15 protein-coding genes are annotated in these 17,513 nt (G+C 66.7%); 11 read left to right on the plus strand and 4 right to left on the minus strand.

The window, feature by feature from the left end; all coding sequences use genetic code 11:
- Positions 1 to 28: 28 nt before the first annotated feature.
- Positions 29 to 694, plus strand: coding sequence for a YdcF family protein (locus P8T65_RS33350; RefSeq protein ID WP_099964112.1), 666 nt, complete (start codon positions 29 to 31; stop codon positions 692 to 694).
- Between the two features lie 58 nt (positions 695 to 752).
- Positions 753 to 1,715: an FAD-dependent oxidoreductase gene (locus P8T65_RS33355; protein ID WP_316728910.1), complete on the plus strand. Its 963-nt coding sequence runs from the start codon at positions 753 to 755 to the stop codon at positions 1,713 to 1,715.
- 34 nt (positions 1,716 to 1,749) lie between these two features.
- Here the strand turns inward: P8T65_RS33355 and P8T65_RS33360 are convergent, their stop codons facing one another.
- From P8T65_RS33360 to P8T65_RS33375, 4 genes are read right to left on the minus strand one after another with little or no spacing between them, the layout of a single operon-like run.
- Positions 1,750 to 2,625: a phosphotransferase family protein gene (locus P8T65_RS33360; RefSeq protein WP_099964110.1), complete on the minus strand. Its 876-nt coding sequence runs from the start codon at positions 2,623 to 2,625 to the stop codon at positions 1,750 to 1,752.
- On the minus strand, positions 2,622 to 4,151 hold the full coding sequence (locus P8T65_RS33365) for a helix-turn-helix domain-containing protein (protein ID WP_399103310.1): 1,530 nt from the start codon (positions 4,149 to 4,151) through the stop codon (positions 2,622 to 2,624). Before P8T65_RS33365 ends, P8T65_RS33360 begins: the two co-directional genes overlap by 4 nt.
- Positions 4,152 to 4,206: 55 nt before the next feature.
- Positions 4,207 to 4,938, minus strand: coding sequence for an HAD family hydrolase (locus P8T65_RS33370; RefSeq protein WP_078907244.1), 732 nt, complete (start codon positions 4,936 to 4,938; stop codon positions 4,207 to 4,209).
- Complete coding sequence (locus P8T65_RS33375; protein WP_316728911.1) at positions 4,935 to 6,452, minus strand: helix-turn-helix domain-containing protein; 1,518 nt, start codon at positions 6,450 to 6,452, stop codon at positions 4,935 to 4,937. The genes P8T65_RS33370 and P8T65_RS33375 overlap by 4 nt, the downstream gene beginning before the upstream one ends.
- Positions 6,453 to 6,795: 343 nt before the next feature.
- On the opposite strand from P8T65_RS33375, the gene P8T65_RS33380 reads away from it, so the two are divergent.
- The 9 genes from P8T65_RS33380 to P8T65_RS33420 all read left to right on the plus strand — a co-directional run bounded on the left by P8T65_RS33380 (position 6,796) and on the right by P8T65_RS33420 (position 17,502).
- On the plus strand, positions 6,796 to 6,990 hold the full coding sequence (locus P8T65_RS33380) for a hypothetical protein (protein WP_046914004.1): 195 nt from the start codon (positions 6,796 to 6,798) through the stop codon (positions 6,988 to 6,990).
- A gap of 266 nt (positions 6,991 to 7,256) precedes the next feature.
- Positions 7,257 to 8,216 (plus strand): hypothetical protein, encoded by a 960-nt coding sequence (locus P8T65_RS33385; protein WP_316728912.1) that lies wholly within the window; start codon positions 7,257 to 7,259, stop codon positions 8,214 to 8,216.
- Between the two features lie 73 nt (positions 8,217 to 8,289).
- The gene (locus P8T65_RS33390; protein ID WP_399101255.1) at positions 8,290 to 9,819 is read left to right on the plus strand and encodes an amino acid permease; all 1,530 of its coding nucleotides are present in this window, start codon (positions 8,290 to 8,292) and stop codon (positions 9,817 to 9,819) included.
- Positions 9,819 to 11,249: a glutamine synthetase family protein gene (locus P8T65_RS33395; RefSeq protein WP_316728913.1), complete on the plus strand. Its 1,431-nt coding sequence runs from the start codon at positions 9,819 to 9,821 to the stop codon at positions 11,247 to 11,249. The genes P8T65_RS33390 and P8T65_RS33395 overlap by 1 nt, the downstream gene beginning before the upstream one ends.
- 36 nt (positions 11,250 to 11,285) lie before the next feature.
- Complete coding sequence (locus P8T65_RS33400; protein WP_316728915.1) at positions 11,286 to 11,783, plus strand: helix-turn-helix transcriptional regulator; 498 nt, start codon at positions 11,286 to 11,288, stop codon at positions 11,781 to 11,783.
- A 133-nt stretch (positions 11,784 to 11,916) separates the two neighbouring features.
- Entirely contained in the window at positions 11,917 to 12,801 is an 885-nt protein-coding gene (locus tag P8T65_RS33405; protein ID WP_316728916.1) for an aminoglycoside phosphotransferase family protein, read from the plus strand.
- Between the two features lie 100 nt (positions 12,802 to 12,901).
- Positions 12,902 to 13,957, plus strand: a complete 1,056-nt coding sequence (locus P8T65_RS33410; RefSeq protein ID WP_316728917.1) for a phosphotransferase — start codon at positions 12,902 to 12,904, stop codon at positions 13,955 to 13,957.
- A 201-nt stretch (positions 13,958 to 14,158) separates the two neighbouring features.
- Entirely contained in the window at positions 14,159 to 16,129 is a 1,971-nt protein-coding gene (locus tag P8T65_RS33415) for an ABC transporter ATP-binding protein (protein WP_316728918.1), read from the plus strand.
- 146 nt (positions 16,130 to 16,275) lie between these two features.
- The gene (locus P8T65_RS33420) at positions 16,276 to 17,502 is read left to right on the plus strand and encodes an XRE family transcriptional regulator (RefSeq protein ID WP_316728919.1); all 1,227 of its coding nucleotides are present in this window, start codon (positions 16,276 to 16,278) and stop codon (positions 17,500 to 17,502) included.
- Positions 17,503 to 17,513 lie beyond the last annotated feature (11 nt).

Below are 17,513 nucleotides of genomic sequence, written 5' to 3' on the forward strand. Positions count from 1 at the left end.
CCTCGGCGAACATGGAGGGCGAGAGCAAGTGATCTCAACGCAGGCATGGGCGGATGCCCGGCGGCTGTGGGACTTCCAGCAGATGGGTCACGAGCTGCGACCTTGCTCCGTGGCGATCGGACTCGGCAGCCACGACCTGGGAGTGGCCGACACGACCGCGGACCTCTACCACCGTGGCATGGCGCCGCTCATCGTCTTCACCGGAGCAACGAGCCGTACGACGCGTGAGCGGATGCCCCGAGGTGAGGCCGAACACTACAGGGACCGTGCGGTGGCGCTCGGAGTTCCTGAGAGCGCCATCATCGTCGAACCGAAGGCCCGGAACACGGGCCAGAACATCCGCTTCTCCCGCGCTCTGCTCGAAGCACTGCGTGTTCCCGTCTCGTCGGTCCTGCTGGTCAGCAAGCCGTACGAGGAGCGACGGGCCTACGCGACGGCGCGAAAGCTCTGGCCGGATGTCGAGTGGGTGAGCGCCTCCACACCCATGGCGCTCTCCGAGTACGTCGATTCGATCCAGGATGCCCGTCTGGTCATCGACATGCTGGTGGGGGCCCAGCAGCGGCTCATGGTGTACCCGCAACAAGGGTTCATGATCGAGCAGGAGATTCCCGACGACGTGGCGGCGGCTTTCGAACGGTTGCGTAGCGACGGCTTCACGAGCCGACTCGTACCGGAAGAGGCGGAACGGGCCTGAGCGTCGGTCCACCCCGCCTCAGATGGGCCCGCACCTGGCGGCAGGCTACGGTCGATCTATGTCTGTGGGCGCGAGAATCGCTGTTGTCGGTGGGGGCGTCTCTGGCCTGACCACAGGTGTTGCCCTCCTCGAAGCCGGGTTGTCCGTACGCCTGATGGCGGCGGAGGTCCCCGGCCCTACGTCCCTCGCTGCTGGGGCGATGTGGGGGCCGTACCTGGTCGAACCGTGGGCACGAGTACGCGAGTGGAGTCTCACCTCGCTCAGCGAATTCCGAAGCCTCGCAGGCGACCCCACGACCGGCGTGCGCATGGTCAGCGGGATCGAGGCGGCTCGCAATTCCACGCCAGCGCCTGAGTGGAGCACGATGCTGCCCGACTTCCGCATGTGCGAACCGGACGAGTTGCCCACCGGTTTCGCAAGCGGCTACCGGTTCACAGTGCCTCTCATCGATATGCCGGTCTACCTGGAGTACCTGCTCCGCCGCTTCAGGAAGGCAGGAGGGACGGTGCAGCACGCGACGGTCTGTTCACTGGACGAAGTCGAAGATGCTTCCGTGATCGTTAACTGTGCCGGTCTGCGAGGCGGGGATCTCGCTGGAGACCTTGATGTCCGACCGATCCGGGGTCAGCACGTGGTCGTGGAGAACCCCGGCATCACGGAGTTCTTCTCCGAAGACACGGGTCTGTCTTCCGATCTCCTCTGCATCTACCCGCACGGCGACACCGTGGTACTTGGCGGAACCGCGCTCGACGGTGAGGCGGGTCTGCAGGACGATGCCAAAGCTGCTCGAGCCATTGTGGACCGCTGTGCTTCGATCAGGCCGGAACTGGCGAAAGCACCCGTCATCGCCCACCGAGTGGGGGCCAGGCCGACTCGTCCCGAAGTGCGCGTCGAGGCAGAGAACCACGGAAAAAGGATCACCGTGCTTCACAACTACGGACACGGCGGAAGCGGCGTCACGCTGTCGTGGGGCTGCGCACGCGAGATCGTCGGTATGGTGGCCACGATGAATGCTCCGTGAATTGGTGCCTGACCTTCGAGAGTTCTGTGCTCTTTCAGGCGGCACCCCATTGAGCTTGGGCATCCATGTTTCTGAGCGTCTCTATGCGATACGACAACTGCTGGGCAGCAGCAGTATCTCCTTGATCCGCACGTCGAATGAAGGACCCGAGTGTGTGAAGGTCTCGGATTTCACAGAGAACCGATTGACCAGACCACTGCCGGATGTCGTAGCCGTACCGTTCGCTGAAATCATCCAGTTGTCCGACGCTTCGCCCGAAGCGGACTCCTTGGAACGTATTGGCCAAGTCGATCTCTCGCGGGCCGAATGCCGCCTCGTCCCAGTCTCCGAGCCTGACGTCCTCGCCGTCCCAGAGCGTGTTGCCCGGATACGCGTCGCCGTGGATGTGCCCGTGCCCCAAGGGAAAATCCAGCTGTTCGTATGCGTGGAGGAGTTCCTGCCTGCGCTCCATGAGCCACGCCCGTTCGTTCGACGCCAGGTAGGTACTGGCTTCCACGGTGGTCTTGAGTGAGGCAAGCGGTTGGTGCCGCGGCAGGGACACCGGCGGGGACGGTAGGGAATGCAGCGTTCTCAGCAGATCGCCCAACCGCCCGGGCGGAGGTGCGCCGTGTTCAGGTTGCGGGTAGTGACGCCAGAACGTGACGACATATGGGTCGTATGCCACAGGCTGGGGTACATCCACAGGCTCTGTCGCCGGGAAGTCGTTCGCGACGAGCCAGCGCGTCAGGGAGACAGCGGTCGCGAGGCGTTGCTGCTGTGAGGCGGGACTGACGCGCACCACAACGCCTTCCGTGGCAAGAAGGAACACGGAAGTGGCGTGGTGGTGAAGCGAGACGAGGGAGCGGTCTGTCAGACCTGACGCCTGGCAGGCCTTGCGGGCGGCGGACTCGGGAGAGACCGTCATTGTCATGAGGTGAGGGCCTTCGCTCTCGTGTCGATCACCTGATAGCCGCGAGTGGCGTCGGCGAGCTCGCGACCAACCCGGCTCCGGGCGAACCGTGGTTCTTCAAGAAGCCTAGCTACTCCCTGCACGGCGTCGCCGAGCTGTCGGATACGGCGGTCGACCGGCAGCTCCAGGATGGGCTGGAGTTGCTCGCCGGCTCCCTCGATCTCCCCAGCGGTGATGCGCGCTGTGACGATGTCGAGGCGTGCCAGTGCTTCGTCACCGTACGACCGCTGTTCCTTCGGGCCCATCTCGTACAGATCGATCGCGGCGGCAGCGTGCTGCTCGGCCCTCTCGTGTTCGCCGAGGAGAGCGTACGTTCCGCCGATGTAGTACTCCTGCTTGGCTTCCGGGAAAGTGAGCAACCCCCCGAATCTGGTGAGTCCGTTGGGGTCTGTCTGCTGCTCGCGGGCATGCTCAAGTTCCTTGAGCGCTGCCAGGGCCGTGTTCCGGTCTCCGACGCGTGCCGCGGCCCTGGCCCCGATCGCCGCGGTTCTGACCCGGGTCTCGCCGACGGGGGCGAATCGGATCGCCTGCTGTGTGTACTCGAGGGCGGTGTGCCGGTGCGTCGACCACTCTGCGATCAGTGCCGCAGTGCCCTTGACCCATGCCCGGAGATCGTCGTGGTCGGCATGCTCGGCGAGGGTCCCGGCCGTCTGGAGTTGGGCGACAGCGGAGTCCTGGTCGCCGAGATTCTGTGACGCGTGGGCGAGGAGCAGGCAACTCGTGCCGGCGAGGAGGTACAGCTCGCGGGTTTGGCGCGGGGGTTGGTGGCCGCTCAGCAGCGAGAAGAGTTGGTCTCTCGTCGTCAGCAGGTCGTGGAAGAGGGGGTACAGCGGAGCATGGACGTAGTCCGTCGCGATCCGGGTGATCCTGGATTCCAGCCCCTCAAGCTCGACGTCGCTCACGTTGCTCTTCGTGGTCACTTCCGCGAACTGCAGTGACTGGGCCGCAGCTTGTGTCGCGAGCTCGTGGAGGTCTGTTACCTGCTCGCCGGTTGCGAGCTGGAGATCGACGGCGGGTGGTCCCGCGTGCGGCAACGGCAGTGGCGTAAGGGCTGCGTGATGCTCACGGAACGGTGGGGGGAGCAAGGCGTCGGGTGTCTCGATGCCGTTGAGGAACCTCGCGACCTTGTCGAGGTTCGTCAGCCGGCGGGCTCCTGCTTCGAGCATGGACAGGAACCCCTGGCTGAGCCCCGTCATGTGGGCCATGTCGCCCTGGCGGAGCTTTGCCCGCTCGCGGATGAGACGGCTGGCCCGCCCGAAGTCCCAGGCAGCGATGGCGGACTGGACTTCCGGATGCTGCCAGACGGCGTCTGGAACGCGGGGCTGAAGGCGGGTGTCGAGACGCCTGCCGCGCGCGCACGCGGAACACCGGTCCTCATCGTTGTACTGGCTTAAGCGGCATCCGCAGTCAGCGCATACGCGAGCGTGCCTTGGCATCGCACCCCCGTTTCTCGTCCGCGCCCGACAGCGTAGGCGGGGTGCGCGCATGCCGGTATCACTCATGTAATAGGGGCAGTTGAGGCGCGCTGGCGGGCAGCCGCGATCAGGCGCGGCCGAGGGCCGTTCTGGCGATCGCGTCCAGGAGCCGTGGGACGTTTTCGAGACTGTCGAGGACCACGTCGGCTCCGGCTGTGGAGAGTTCGTCGGCAGTGGTCTTGCCGGACGCGACTCCAATCACAGGAGCGCCACCCTCAAGCCCAGTACGGACGTCTTCGAGGGAATCTCCGATGATGACCGTGTTGGAGCGGCTGAAGGCGGTGGTTCCGTACTTGGCCTGGGCTCGCTCCTGTGCGACGGAGACGAGAGCCGGGCGGTGGTCGTCGTCCGAGGAGTATCCGCCGATTTCCGTGTCAAGGAACTCGTCGAGGTGGAAGGCTTCGAGCTTCAGCAGCGCGTTGGGCTTGAGGTTTCCCGTGACGACGGTAGGAACGCAGCCCGGTAGTGCGTGCACGGCTTTGAGGGCGTCCACGGCGCCAGGCAGGAGGACGCCTTGCTCTCGCAGATCGTCGGTGTGTGCGGCGAGGCGCCGCGGCAGGAGTTCCACCATGCGCGGCACCAGGCCGGGGACGTCTGCCTCGGGGACGCCGTTGTCCAGGAGCAGGGATCGAATGGCTAGGGGCATGGTGACACCGGTGCCGCGGGCCGGAAGGCGTTCCGCGGGGCGGCCGACGATCTCGGCGAAGGTCTCCCGGTACACCTGCCGGTCGATGTCACCGACGTACAGCAGAGTGCGGTCGATGTCCCACAGAACGAGGATCTGCCTGGCGTTGGTCAAGTTCGGCTCCCTCCTGCCGTCACAGCGGCGCGTCGCTCCAGTACGTCCTGAGCGTACGGGCTGTGGGCGACGGGCTGGAGTTGTTGGATCATGCTCGTGACGTGGCTGTCGAACCGTGCCGACTGAAGCTTCTCGGCGAGGTCGAGGACCTCGTGTGCCGTGGCGCAGCCGGCTTCGATGTCGCCCTGCTCGACGTGGGCGGTTGCGGCGCGGGAGAGGAACAGGCCCCTGGTGCGGTGGTCCGCTGGGTTGAGTGCCTCCCGGGCCCTCGTGAAGCTGTCGACGGCATTGCGGGGGTCGCCGAGGTCGAGATAGCAGCTGCCTGCCTGTCCTTGGATCTCGCCCTCGTTGATCCAGTACAGCCACTGGGGATCGTGCTCTGAGCGTCCTTGAGCACAGAGCTCGGCGGCTCGTCCGAGTGCGGCGAGGGCCGCTTGCCGCTCGCCGAGTTTCGCGTGGCCGCGGGCCTGCCGGGTCAGCAGCATCGCTTCGAGGGCGGGTACGCCGAGATTCTTGACCTTTTCCCGGGCTCGTTGTGCTGCTGTGACGGCGTGATGCGGCGCTCCGGTGGAGTAGCCATGGATGGCGATGTAGGACAAGGCGCCGGCGCCGAGTCGGATGTCTCCCGAGGCCTTGGCCGCGCGGAGCGCGGCATACAGGTACCCGAGCGTCTGGTCATGTTGGCCGGAGTCGAAGACGAACCAACCCACCTGGGTGGCGGTGTCGGCGATGATCGCTGCGAGCTGCCGTCCACTCACCTCGTCGTACGAAGTTTGCTCCACGAGGTGCTGGAGGAACTGAAGGTGCTTATCGCCCAGCGCGGTGAGGGTGCCACTGCCATCGCTCGCGTCCATGGTCCGCAGGCTGTCCGTGGTCCGTTGGAGTCCGTTGAGCAGACTGGGAGAGAGACGGCTTCCCCCGGCCGCGCGGTAAAGAGGTTCGGCTTCGGCTGCGTCCCACTGATTCACGAAGGCCGTGAGCGCTATGCCGCTCGCGGTGAGGAATCGTCGACGGTCCATCGCGCTACCTCCTACCGCAGTCTCCAGTGCTGCCACCATACGGGCCGTGGTCCAGGGCAGGATCGGATCAGCGTCACCAGCGAACTGGGGCGGGGACGGTTGCGACGCTTGGGCTGTGGTCCGAGGAAGGGGGAGTGGGACGAGTTCAGAAGGCACGTCCAGGCCCGTCAGGAACTCGACGATTTTGTCGATGTTGGTGAGGCGGCGGCCGCCTGCCTCCAGCATGGACAGGAACGCCTGGCTCAGGCCGGTGAGTTGGGCCATGTCGTCTTGCCGGAGGCCGGCCTTCTCGCGGACGAGGCGGCTGGCTTGGCCGAAGTCCCATGCGGCGAGCGCGCTGCGGACGTCTGGGTCGAACCAAACGTATTCCGGCACAAGAGGGGTGTGTTGTTCTAGGACCCGATAGCGAGCGCATGCGAAGCAGAGGGTGTCGGTGTTGTAGCTGCTCAGCTGGCCGCCGCAACGGTCGCAGTTTCGCAGCGACTGCTGACGCACGTCATGCCTCCCCGTGGTGAGCGACTGCAGCCCCAATTACCCCTGGTGGAGCCGCAATCACGCAAGTGATATCACCCTGGGAATGTGTACGTGGGACGTTTTGCCGCCAGTGTGGGGATCCCGCAGCGCGATGTAGAGACGAACCAACCGAGAGCGTGATCATTCGGTCTACCTGATGCTCATCGCGCTACGGGGAACGTGAACCTGTCGTTGATCCCCCCCCCGGAGTCCACGTTGTCCTCCGCCACACGAACAGCGCTGTCCTCGAGCCCGCTGCTGTCCCCCCACGGTCGACCTCATGAACCTTATCTGGCAGGAACGCCCTGCCGTTGGGTGGTGTGCGGTGGCCATTAGCATCTCCGCCGTCGTGCTCCTGGGCATTCTCGTCTTCATTTTCGTCAAGAAGAGTGGACTGAATGCAGCGCACGCCATCGTGTGCAGTCTGTTCGGATTCTTCCTGGCGAGTACGTCGATGGCCCCGAGTATCAGTCGTTTCGTCACCGGAATTGCCGAGATGATCAGCCAGATTAGTTTTTGAGGTCGGCCCGTTCTGTGGTCGCGCATCGAATCCGCGTTGCGCTGAAGGCTCAAACCTCTTCCATTGAGTGCCGTTCCTCCCTCATTCTCCCGAGGCTCTCTGATGACATTGACCCCTAACCGAAAACGCAGGTTGTATCGCGCTGCACGCGTCCTTGAGGCGAGTATTGGCGGCGGTTTCCGGTCTTCGAGGTGTGACCATTTGCGATTTGAGGGCTCTTGATGCCTCTTGTGTATCACCCGGCTGGTCACGACGATGCCCTGCGGGTGGCTCTGGAGGAACTTGAGGCGGGCCGCTGGCGAACGGCCAAGAAGCTGCTGCTGGACACGGGTACTCACTGGGCGCTGCGGACGTCGCGTACTCAAATGTTGGCCGTTGCTGCCGCTCGGTCGGACGTGGTCAGCGTGTGGTTGAGCGAAGAGCCCGGCAGCTACGACGCGCAACTGATGAGCGCGCGCGTGGCCGTCGAGCGCGCGTTGCGTGCGCATCGCCAACAGCACGTCCATGCTTGGGAGTTCGAGGCCAAGGCGAGACGTGAGTCACTGCTCGCCGCCAACCGTGCACCGTACGACCCCCTGCCTTGGGTGTGCCTCGTGACGTTGGCGCAGATCGACACCCGACAGGTCCGTTCCGAGCATCGCATCGTGCCGGCCGAGCCCATGCTGCCGCACGGTCCGTGGAGCTTGCTGTACGAGGTCAACCAGCGAGATCCGTACAACCGTGAGGCCTATCACCGGGTGCTGCAGTTTCTGCTCGACGTTGAAGGACCCGGGGGTGCTTCCTTGGCCGCGGTTTTCGACTTCGCAAGATGGGTGGCGTCGCAGCGGCCAGTGGGATCGCCGCTGCTGCTTCTGCCCGCGTACGCGCAGATCGAGCAGCGACGTCGATCCCGGGCTGAACCGTTGTGGCGTCAGCAGTGGGCACAGGACTCGACGCTCGGCTACACACTGAGCGCCTTTTACGAGTGGTTCCGCAAGATTCCCGCTGAACTGTGTTCGGTCGCCGATCTGAACTGTCTCGCATATGCGTTGTGGGCAGGGAGCCAGTATCTGGAGGCGGCCGAAGTGTTCGCAGCGATGGGTCCGTACGCGGCTCGGGAGCCGTGGGTCTCAGTACACGAGGGTGTCACCGGTCCGGACCCGGGAGAGGCTCTGCTGCTCCGAGCACGTGCCGAGTCCTTCTCTTACGCCCGCTCTCACGGGCAGCGTGCCGGACCGCATCCCTGATGGGTGCCCGTCCAACCCGGATTGGCATGAACCTGCCCTGCCTTGTTTTTACTGAGTTTATGGAGGTGGTCCTGTGTCTCGTGTGGGCGCCAGTCATCGCGCGTCGTTTCGTAAGTCCGACGACGCGTACTTGCGGGAGCTTGGCTACGAGCCGGTACTGACCCGGCGGATGGGTCCGTTCGGGAATTTCGCGATCTCGTTCAGCGTCATCAGCGTTCTGTCCGGCTGCATGACCCTGTACGGATTCGGCCTGAACACCGGCGGTCCGTCGGTGATGTTGTGGGGCTGGGTCGTGGTGGGCGCGATGGTGATGTTCATCGGTGCCGCGCTGGCCGAGGTGACCTCGGCCTATCCGACCTCGGGGGCCTTGTACTACCAGGCGGAGCAGCTCGGCGGGCGGAAGTGGGGCTGGTACACGGGCTGGCTGAACCTGCTGGGCCTGCTCGGGGCGATCGCCGGCATCGACTATGGGGCCGCGCTGTTCGCGGGCGCCCTGTTCAACCTGCAGTGGGGATTCGTGCCAACGCCGGGCAAGATCATGGTGATCTTCCTGTGCATCCTTGCTCTGCACCTGGCCCTGAACCTGCTCGGGGTCCGGCTGGTCAGCATCCTCAACAGCATCAGCGTCTGGTGGCACCTCGGCGGCGTCACTGTGATCGTCGGCGCTCTGGCGATTGTCCCCTCCCACCACCAGTCCTCGGACTTCGTGTTCGGCGAGTTCGTCAACAACACCGGCTGGAGCCCCCTCTACGCGGCGGTGCTCGGTCTGCTGCTGGCCCAGTACACGTTCTGCGGTTACGACGCTTCCGCGCACCTGTCGGAGGAGACCACCGACGCCCAGGTGTCCGCGTCCCGCGGGATTATCCATGCGATCGGCTGGTCGTGGCTGGCCGGGTTCGTCCTGCTGGCCGGGCTCACGTTCGCGATCCAGGACTACGCGGGCACCGTGGGCACGGCGACGGGGGTGCCACCGGCCCAGATCTTCCTGGATGCCCTGGGCGTGGCGGGGGCGAAGGCACTGCTCCTGGTGGTGATCATCGCGCAGTTGTGCTGTGGCAATGCCGAGACCGCCGCGGCCAGCCGGATGGTGTTCGCGTTCTCGCGTGACGGGGCGCTGCCGGGCTCGCACCTGTGGCGGCAGGTCGATCGCCGTACCGGCACTCCGCGTATGGCCGTGCTGCTGGCGGTCGTGTGCGCCGCCGTGCTGGCCCTGCCGAGCCTGTACAGCCCGGTCGCGTACGCGGCGATCACCAGTATCAACGTGGTCGGCATCACCCCGGCGTACGCGATCCCGATCTACCTGCGCGTCAAGAACCGAGATCGTTTCCGGCCCGGCCCTTGGAACCTCGGCAACTGGGGCGTGGCCGTCGGCACGATCGCCGTTGTCTGGGTGGTGTTCGTGACGGTGCTGTTCTGTCTGCCGCAGACGCGCCCCGCCGACGGCGGCCTGGTGTCCGTGGAGACCTTCAACTACGCGCCGATCGCTCTGCTCGTCGTCCTCGCGCTGGCATGGGCGTGGTGGCGGAAGCAGGGCAGCTCGTACGAAGTGCCGGCCCAGAACTTCGACCGCTCGGCGGCCACGTACGAAAACGAGGTCGTCTGATGACGAGAACCACGAGCGGCAACGGCACCGTGGCACGCCTGGCTGCCGCGTCCGTCCCCGAGCACGGCGAGCGCTCCGAGAAAGCCTTCGCCCTGTCCGACCTGCGGAACCTCGTCAAGTCGGGCGCCATCGACACGGTGCTGCTCGCCGTCCCCGATCTACAGGGAAGGTTGAAGGGCAAGCGGTACGACGCCGGTCACTTCCTCCAGCGCGTCGCGCATCACGGCGCCGAGGTGTGCGCCTACATCCTGGCGACCGACGTCGACATGAGCCCGGCGGACGGCTTTGAACTGACCTCGTGGGAGACCGGCTATCAGGACCTGACGGTGCGGCCGGACCTGGCGACCCTGCGTATCGTGCCGTGGATGCCGCGCACCGTCGTCGTGCTCGGCCACGCCGTACACGAGTGCGGCACCCCCATCGGTATCGCGCCCCGCCAGATCCTGCAGCATCAGCTGACTCGGTTGGCCCGGCACGGCCTGCACGCCAAGACGGGGATCGAGACCGAGTTCGTCCTCTACAAGGGCACCTACATGGATGCTGAGCAGGCCGGATACCAAGCCCTGCAGCCCCTATCGACGGAGAACTTGGACTACTCCCTCGACCACGATCCAGTCTCCGACCGGTTCTTCCGCCGCCTGCACCGCGCGCTCGCCGGGGCTGGCATGCCCGTCGAGGCGATCAAAACCGAGGCGGGCCCCGGCCAGGTCGAGGTGACCTTCCCCTACGGGCCCGCACTGGCTGCCTGCGACCAGCACCTGCTGTTCAAGCACGCCGTACGAGCCCTGGGCCAACGGGCCCGACTGACACCGACGTTCATGGCCGCCCCCGAGACCGGCCGGGCCAACGGCATGCATCTGCATGTGTCGCTGTGGTCGAAGAACCTCAGCCAACTCCACGCCCCTGATGATGAGTTCGAGCCTTCCCCGACCGGAAGGTACGCGATCGCCGGCCTGCTCGCCGGCCTGCCGGAGCTGGGCCCGTTCTACGCGCCGAACGTCAACTCCTACAAGCGGTTCACACCTGGCTCGTTCGCCCCGACCACTGTCAGCTGGGGACGGGACAACCGTACGTGTGCCGTCCGCGTCGTCGGCCGCGGTGAAGGACTCCATCTGGAGATCCGGGTACCGGGCGCCGACGCCAACCCGTACCTGGCCCTGTCCGCGGTCCTGGCGGCCATGGACCACGGCATCGAACGCCGGCTGCCCCTCGAAGCAGAAGAGATGGGCAACGCCTACCGCACAGGCGGCGCCCCTCTGCCCGCCACGCTCACCGATGCCCTGTCGTCCTTCGAGAACAGTGCCTTCGCGCGTGCGGCGTTCGGCGATGACGTCATAGAGCATCGCGCCCGGCTCGCCCGCCTGGAACTCGACCACGACCTGCGGACGGTCACCGATGCCGAGCGGCGGCGATGGCTGACCCGCGCCTGACAAGCCCGCCCCGTCTCCCAGAAAGGATCTACAGCTGTGAACGCCCGACCGACCCGCCCGCCGGCGACGCTTCCGCTGACACCCGCACAGCTTCGGATTGTCCGGAAGGTCGCGGACGGCGAGAGCACCAACGCGATCGCCTCCGAGCTGTCCATCAGCGTCGGCACGATCAACGTGCAGCTGAAGCACTGCGGACAGAAGCTTGGCGTGAGAGGCAGGGCTGCCGTCGTCCACGCCTGCTTCGTCACCGGGCAACTCCAGCGTCCCGAGACGGCCGCCTCCCCGGAGGTCTTCTCGGAAACGGAGATCGAGACGTGGCGGATGGTCGCGATCGGTGCGACGTCACAGGAGTTCGCGGACCGGGCCCGCATCAGCCGTGACAGCGCGCTGGCGCGGGCCAGGGCCCTGCGGGAGCGCGTCAAGGCCGAGAACGACCCGCACCTCGTGACGCTCGGCTGGAGCTGTGAGGTGCTCGATGAGTCCCTGACCGAGATGGCCTCCGGGACCGTCCTCCGCGTTCCCACCCCCAGATGACCAGCTCAGGCCGCACTGTCAGTGCCCCCTGGCAAGCTACCCACCCACAACAGGACACTGAGTGCATCCGACCCGTCACCCATCGTTTCGCGGTCGGAGGGCTCGGCGAGCGGAAGGGCGCACCGTGACCGACATGTCCAGCGCACTCCACCACCTGGTGGAGTCGGTGACCGACACGTACACGGTGGTCGCCGAGCACCCCAGGCCCGGCGACATCCGGCCTTCCGTCTGGGAGGTCAACGGGCCTGACGGCGAGAGGTGGTTCGGGAAGCTCCACGCGGGCGCGAAGCTCCACCACCGCGAGGTGACCGCGTACCAGAAGTGGACCGTGGCGCTGGGCGCCGGCCGTGCACCCGAGCTGGTCGCCTCGGACACGCAGACGCGCACCGCCTTGATCACCGCCGTGCCCGGACGCGGTCTCGACACCCTGCGCCTGCCGGCCGAGCAGGAACGGGCGGCCTACGAGCAGGCGGGCGAACTGCTCGCCCGGTTCCACACCGCGGCAGCCGACGAGCCGACGCCGGCAGCGACGGAGGAGGCGTGGGACGAGGCGGTCGCCCAACTGCTGGACCGTACGGCGGCGTACGTGCCGGAGTACGACCTCGCGATCGTGCGCACGCTCGCCGAGGAAGTCCCTCCGAGCCTGCCCCAGGTATCCCAGCACGGCGACTACATGCCCAAAAACTGGATGTGGGACGAGACCGAACAGCGTCTGCGGATCATCGACTTCGAAAGGGCCGAGCTTCTGCCCGCCGCCTACCGGGACCTGAGCCGACTGCGCTACCGGATCCTGCACCACCGCCCGGACCTCAACGCCGCCTTCCACCACGGATACGGTCGGCCCCTCACCACGGAGGAACTCGTCGCATGCCGGGCCTACGGGGCACTGGATGCTCTGGACTCGCTGAACTGGGGGATCAAGCACCGCGACGGCGGCCTGGTCGACGAGGCGCACATCATGCTGGAGAACCTTCGCCTGGAGACCCGCAAGAGGGTGTGGGGCGGGTGGCGTACGTGAACGTCTTCGCTCGAACGTCCGCGGCTCCGCACCTGTTCGGCGATCGTCGCGATGCCTTCACCGTCCTCACCGCCCACTGTGCCTCTGCACGCGAAGGCCTGTGATCTTTGTGGACGAAGCAGGCTGGGGCGAGACGTTGACCGCTGACGTGCTGGAAGACCGGTACGGGCTGGTCGCCGACATCGTCGAACCGGTGCACATGGGTACGGACACCATCAACCGGCGAGTCCTGACGGACGACGGGCTGCGGCTGTACGTCAAGCAGTACCCCTTGATGGCCGACCTGGACGAGGCGCGCAACGCGTGGGACATGTCGGAATACTGCCGGGCCGCGAAGCTCCCCGTTCCGCGGGTGTGGCCCGACACCCACGACAACCTGGTCACCATCGCGGGAGGCAGCGCATGGGCCGTGGTCGACGAGGCTCCCGGACGGGTGAACCCCTCGGCGATGACGGTCCCCCTCGCCGAGCACATCGGCGTCGTCATGGGACGCATGCACCGTGTGCTCGCCGCGTACCCGCTGCCGAAGCGGGTGCAGCAGACCCGCTGGCGGACCGAGCCCGTCGAGGACGCCGTAGCGAAGTGCGACGCCGTGATGGCCAGAGCCACGCGCCAAGGCCACGACCGTCTCGACCACCTACGCGTTGACCTCGACCAGCGGCGTGGGGACCTGCGGGCCCACGTCCACCTGTTGCGGGAACATCTGCCCGAGAGGCTGGCGGAACAGGCACTGCATGCGGATCTCAGCCGCACCAACCTGATCACCCTCGCCGACGCTGTCACCGGCGTCATCGACTTCCGCTGCGCCAGCGCTATGCCGGCCTGGGAGTTGGGGCGGGCGGCGTTCGACCCGCGCACCGTCGCCACCAGCACTGATTGGGCCGCTTGCGCACTGGCGATGGCCAGGGCCTACCGCTCGGAGCACCCCAGCCTCCCGATGCGGGAGGTGCGGGCATGCGCCCGGATCGCGCTGCTGTACATGCTGTTCAGCTTCTACGGCGCCACGACCGCCGAGTACGACCTGCCGGGGGAAGCGGAGGCGGATCTGAAGCGGCACTGGCGCGAGCGTCAGATCACCATCCGCCGCCTGCTCAGTGACCTTGAGGGCATCGAAGACGAGCTCACTGGCCTTGAGGCGAACGGAGACACGTCCTGACTATCCAGCACCTTCCGACTGCGCTGAACGAAACGGCTGACGAGCGACAGCCTCAACCACACACGGCATACAGGGGGACGTCTTGGCGTATCAAACCGCGACCGGTCTGCACCTTGCACTCATCCGCGAACAGCGTGATCCGCTGGGATTCCGTACGACCTCCCTGGCCGGGCACCGCGTTTCGGCGGAGGGCCGGAGCCGATGACAACCATCCCGAAGCCCACCGCGACAACCGCGCCGACCGACGAGGCGGAGGTCTCGGATGAGGAACTGAAGTTCGTCATCCCCGGCGACCGCCGTATCGAGGCCGCCAACGCGATCACGACCCGTGCGATGGCCCGGCGTCTGCCCCAACTGATCCGCCGGTCCCTCGCACTGGGCTGGCAGGTCGACCGCGCCGCAGTCATCGCCCTGCTGTGCGTGCAACTCCTCTCGGGGGTACTTGAAGCGTTTGGGCTGATGGCCACCACCGGGGTGATCAAGCCGCTGATCGCCTCGCAGCACATCAGCGGCGACCAGCTCCGCTCCGCCGTACCTTCCCTTGTCGTCCTGTCGGGGGCCATCGGTCTGCGCGCCCTGCTGGGTATTGCCTCCACCGCGCTGTCGGCCCGGCTGGCCCCGCGTATCGCCCGGGAGGCCGAACTCGAGCTCCTCGACGCGGCGACCAAGGCGGAACTCGCCGCGTACGACAACCCTGGATACAACGACCGCTGGGATGCGGCCGACCGGGGAGTGGAAGTCTCCAGGGACCTCCTCACCCAAGCCCAGTACATCCTCGCCGCATCGGCATCGCTGATCGCCTCAGCGTTTGTCCTGACCGCTGTGCACCCGATCCTTCTGCCGCTGCTCCTCCTGGCGGCCCTGCCGAAGGGCGTGGCCAGCGTACGTGCGGCGCGCATCAGTTACATCGCCTCGCTCGCCACGACCAAGGACCGGCGGCTGCTGGGCATGCTGCGCTGGTACCTGGTCGACAAGCAGATCGCCGACCAGGTCCGCTCCGGCACCATGGCACCGTTCCTGCTCGACAAGTACCGCACGGCCGGGGCGCGGATCGACAGGACCACCGACCAGGCCACCTGGCGCTCGGCCAGGATCTCCCTGGTGGGTGGGGCTGCGGGAGGTCTCGCCCACGCGGTGGTGTGGGTGGCCCTGGCGCTGCTGGTGTCCGCCGGGCAGATCTCGGTCGCCGCCCTCGGCACCGCGTTCCTCGCATTGGGCCGCGTCAGCGCGGGACTGGACGGGGTCGTCGGCTACGGGGCCCAACTCTTCCGTACCGGAATGTACTTGGACGACTGGGCGGACTTCATCGACGAAGCCGGCGGGCATCGCATCGACCGTGGCCCTCAGGCGCCGGCCGCCCCAACCGTCGTATGCGCCGAGAACATTACCTTCCAGTACCCGAGCGCCGACCGTCCCGCCCTCGACGACGTCTCTTTGGAGGTCCGGCGCGGCGAAGTCATCGCGCTGGTGGGCGAAAACGGCTCCGGCAAGACCACCCTCAGCAAGATCCTTTCGGCTCTGTACCTGCCCGATCAAGGAGCCGTCTCCTGGGACGGAACCGACACCAGGGACCTGGACGCGCACGCCACCTGGGAGCGTGTCGCCGTCGTACCGCAGTCCTACGCGAACTGGCCCCTGTCGGCGCGGGAGAACATCACCCTCGGCCAGGCCACCGAGGAAGGGGACGCCGCGGTGCTCGCTGCGGCGCATGCCGCAGGCGCCGACGAAGTCATCGACGGGTTGCGCAGCGGGCTGAACACCCTGCTGGCCAAGGAATGGTGGGGTGGGCAGGAGCTGTCCGGCGGACAGTGGCAGAGGATCGCGCTCGCCCGCGCCTTCCATCGGCCGGCCGGACTGCTCGTCCTGGACGAACCGACCGCCGCCCTCGACCCAAGGGCCGAGCACCGCATCTTCACCGGGCTGCGTCGGCTTGCCGCCGACCGCGCGGTCGTCCTGGTCACCCACAGACTCACCAACGTGACCATCGCCGACCGCATCGTCGTTCTGGACAAAGGCCGCGTCATCCAGCACGGCACCCCCGAGGAGCTGCTGGCCCAGAAGGAAGGCTTGTTCCGCGAACTGTGGGATCTGCAGAACGAGCGCACCGGGCGCGTACCCGCCCCGACCAACTCCGACCAGCACGTCGAGCCAAATCAGTCTGCCCTGTTCTGAGCAGGCGGTGCGGATAGGGAGTTCCGCGAGATCGGGTTGGCCGACGGCGGGCGCATACGTCTTCGAGCACACAGTGCCGCGGCGCCGTTGGCGGCCCGGACGAGAAGACAGTTGCAGTGAACTGTTCACTGAGATTTGCTAGGGGCATGGCGCAGTCAATCTCTCCCCAGGCCCTGGTACGCCAGCGACTGTTCAGGGACATGAGCGTGGAGGAGCTCGCTGCGGCCGTCGGTGTCACGTCACGTGCCGTGCGCCACTGGGAGACGGGAGCACGGGCCGTTGGCGATCGGGCTTTCGGACGGCTGCTGGAGGTGTTGCGCTGTGATGCTCGGGAGTTGACGGGCAACGAGCCAGGCACCGAGACCCTCGCGGACCTGCGCCGCGTCGCGGGCATCAGCACGGAAGAGGCCGCCTCAGTTCTGCGGCGCAAGCGGGGCGCACAGGGTCTGCATCTCAGCGCGGAGAAGATCCGGGACCTGGAACGCGGCCGGCACGTACGCGGCTGGATGTGGCGCTCTCCCGAAACCCTGGGGCAGGTGGCGCGCATATTGGCCCAGGTCTACGGGGTTCCCGTCCGGGTGGTGATGGACGCCTGGCACCGCAGCCGCCCGGACGACCCCCTCCCGGTACTTCCCGCGCGGCAGGCACGAAGGCCGTCCGAGGAATCGATGACCGCCTGGCAGGGTCTCAACGACCGGCAGCGCACCTACCTGACCTGCATCTTCCATCAGGACCAAGAGGCCGAGGAGGAGCAGCGGCAGAACCGCTACGTGGGAGCACGGCGCCAGCCGGCAGTCGAGTGGCGGCGTATGACGCTTGCCCTCTCCGTCCCGTCCGACGTTGTCGGCTACACCCGCATTCAGGAGCGGCTGCGCGAGGCCGGGGTGCATGATCCGGGAGCCGGATCTTCCGTGGCTGCTCTGGAGCGACGCGGCCTGATCCGCGTGTACCGGGACCGGGTGCATCTCGACGGACTAGGGGACGTGCCACGCACCAGGGTTGAGATGACCCGGCGTGGCAGGGCGGTGACCCGCGTGGCGCTCGGTGTCTCCCGCGAAGCGGGACCGCCCGCGCCGCTCCTGTCGCCGTGGTTGTGGAAGATCATGGTCCGTGTCGCACGCGCCGGGGTGCAGGGAGTGGACGGCAGTCTCGCCGGACGTGGACCGCACTACCTCGCGGTGGGGCAGAGCCCCGACGGGCGTACCCCGAGCAGGGGCTTCATCGTCCTTCGGCATCCGGACGGAGTGGCCCACGGGCCATACCGGTGGCTTCTCACCGACTCCGGTCGGCGCCACATCACCGACCACCTCGACGCCTACCGTGCCCTGTATCCCGGTATCGACACCCAGGGGCTCGAAGGTGTTTTCGATTAAGGTCTTCGGGG

Origin of the sequence: Streptomyces sp. 11x1 (genome assembly GCF_032598905.1) — a bacterium.
Lineage (GTDB): Bacteria > Actinomycetota > Actinomycetes > Streptomycetales > Streptomycetaceae > Streptomyces.

Excerpts from the sequence above, each read along its gene's own strand:
- P8T65_RS33395 (WP_316728913.1), top strand. The coding sequence starts at position 9,819 with ATGACGAGAACCACGAGCGGCAACGGCACCGTGGCACGCCTGGCTGCC.
- P8T65_RS33365 (WP_399103310.1), bottom strand. The coding sequence starts at position 4,151 with ATGCGCGCACCCCGCCTACGCTGTCGGGCGCGGACGAGAAACGGGGGT.
- P8T65_RS33415 (WP_316728918.1), top strand. The coding sequence starts at position 14,159 with ATGACAACCATCCCGAAGCCCACCGCGACAACCGCGCCGACCGACGAG.
- P8T65_RS33360 (WP_099964110.1), bottom strand. The coding sequence starts at position 2,625 with ATGACAATGACGGTCTCTCCCGAGTCCGCCGCCCGCAAGGCCTGCCAG.
- P8T65_RS33405 (WP_316728916.1), top strand. The coding sequence starts at position 11,917 with ATGTCCAGCGCACTCCACCACCTGGTGGAGTCGGTGACCGACACGTAC.
- P8T65_RS33355 (WP_316728910.1), top strand. The coding sequence starts at position 753 with ATGTCTGTGGGCGCGAGAATCGCTGTTGTCGGTGGGGGCGTCTCTGGC.
- P8T65_RS33420 (WP_316728919.1), top strand. The coding sequence starts at position 16,276 with ATGGCGCAGTCAATCTCTCCCCAGGCCCTGGTACGCCAGCGACTGTTC.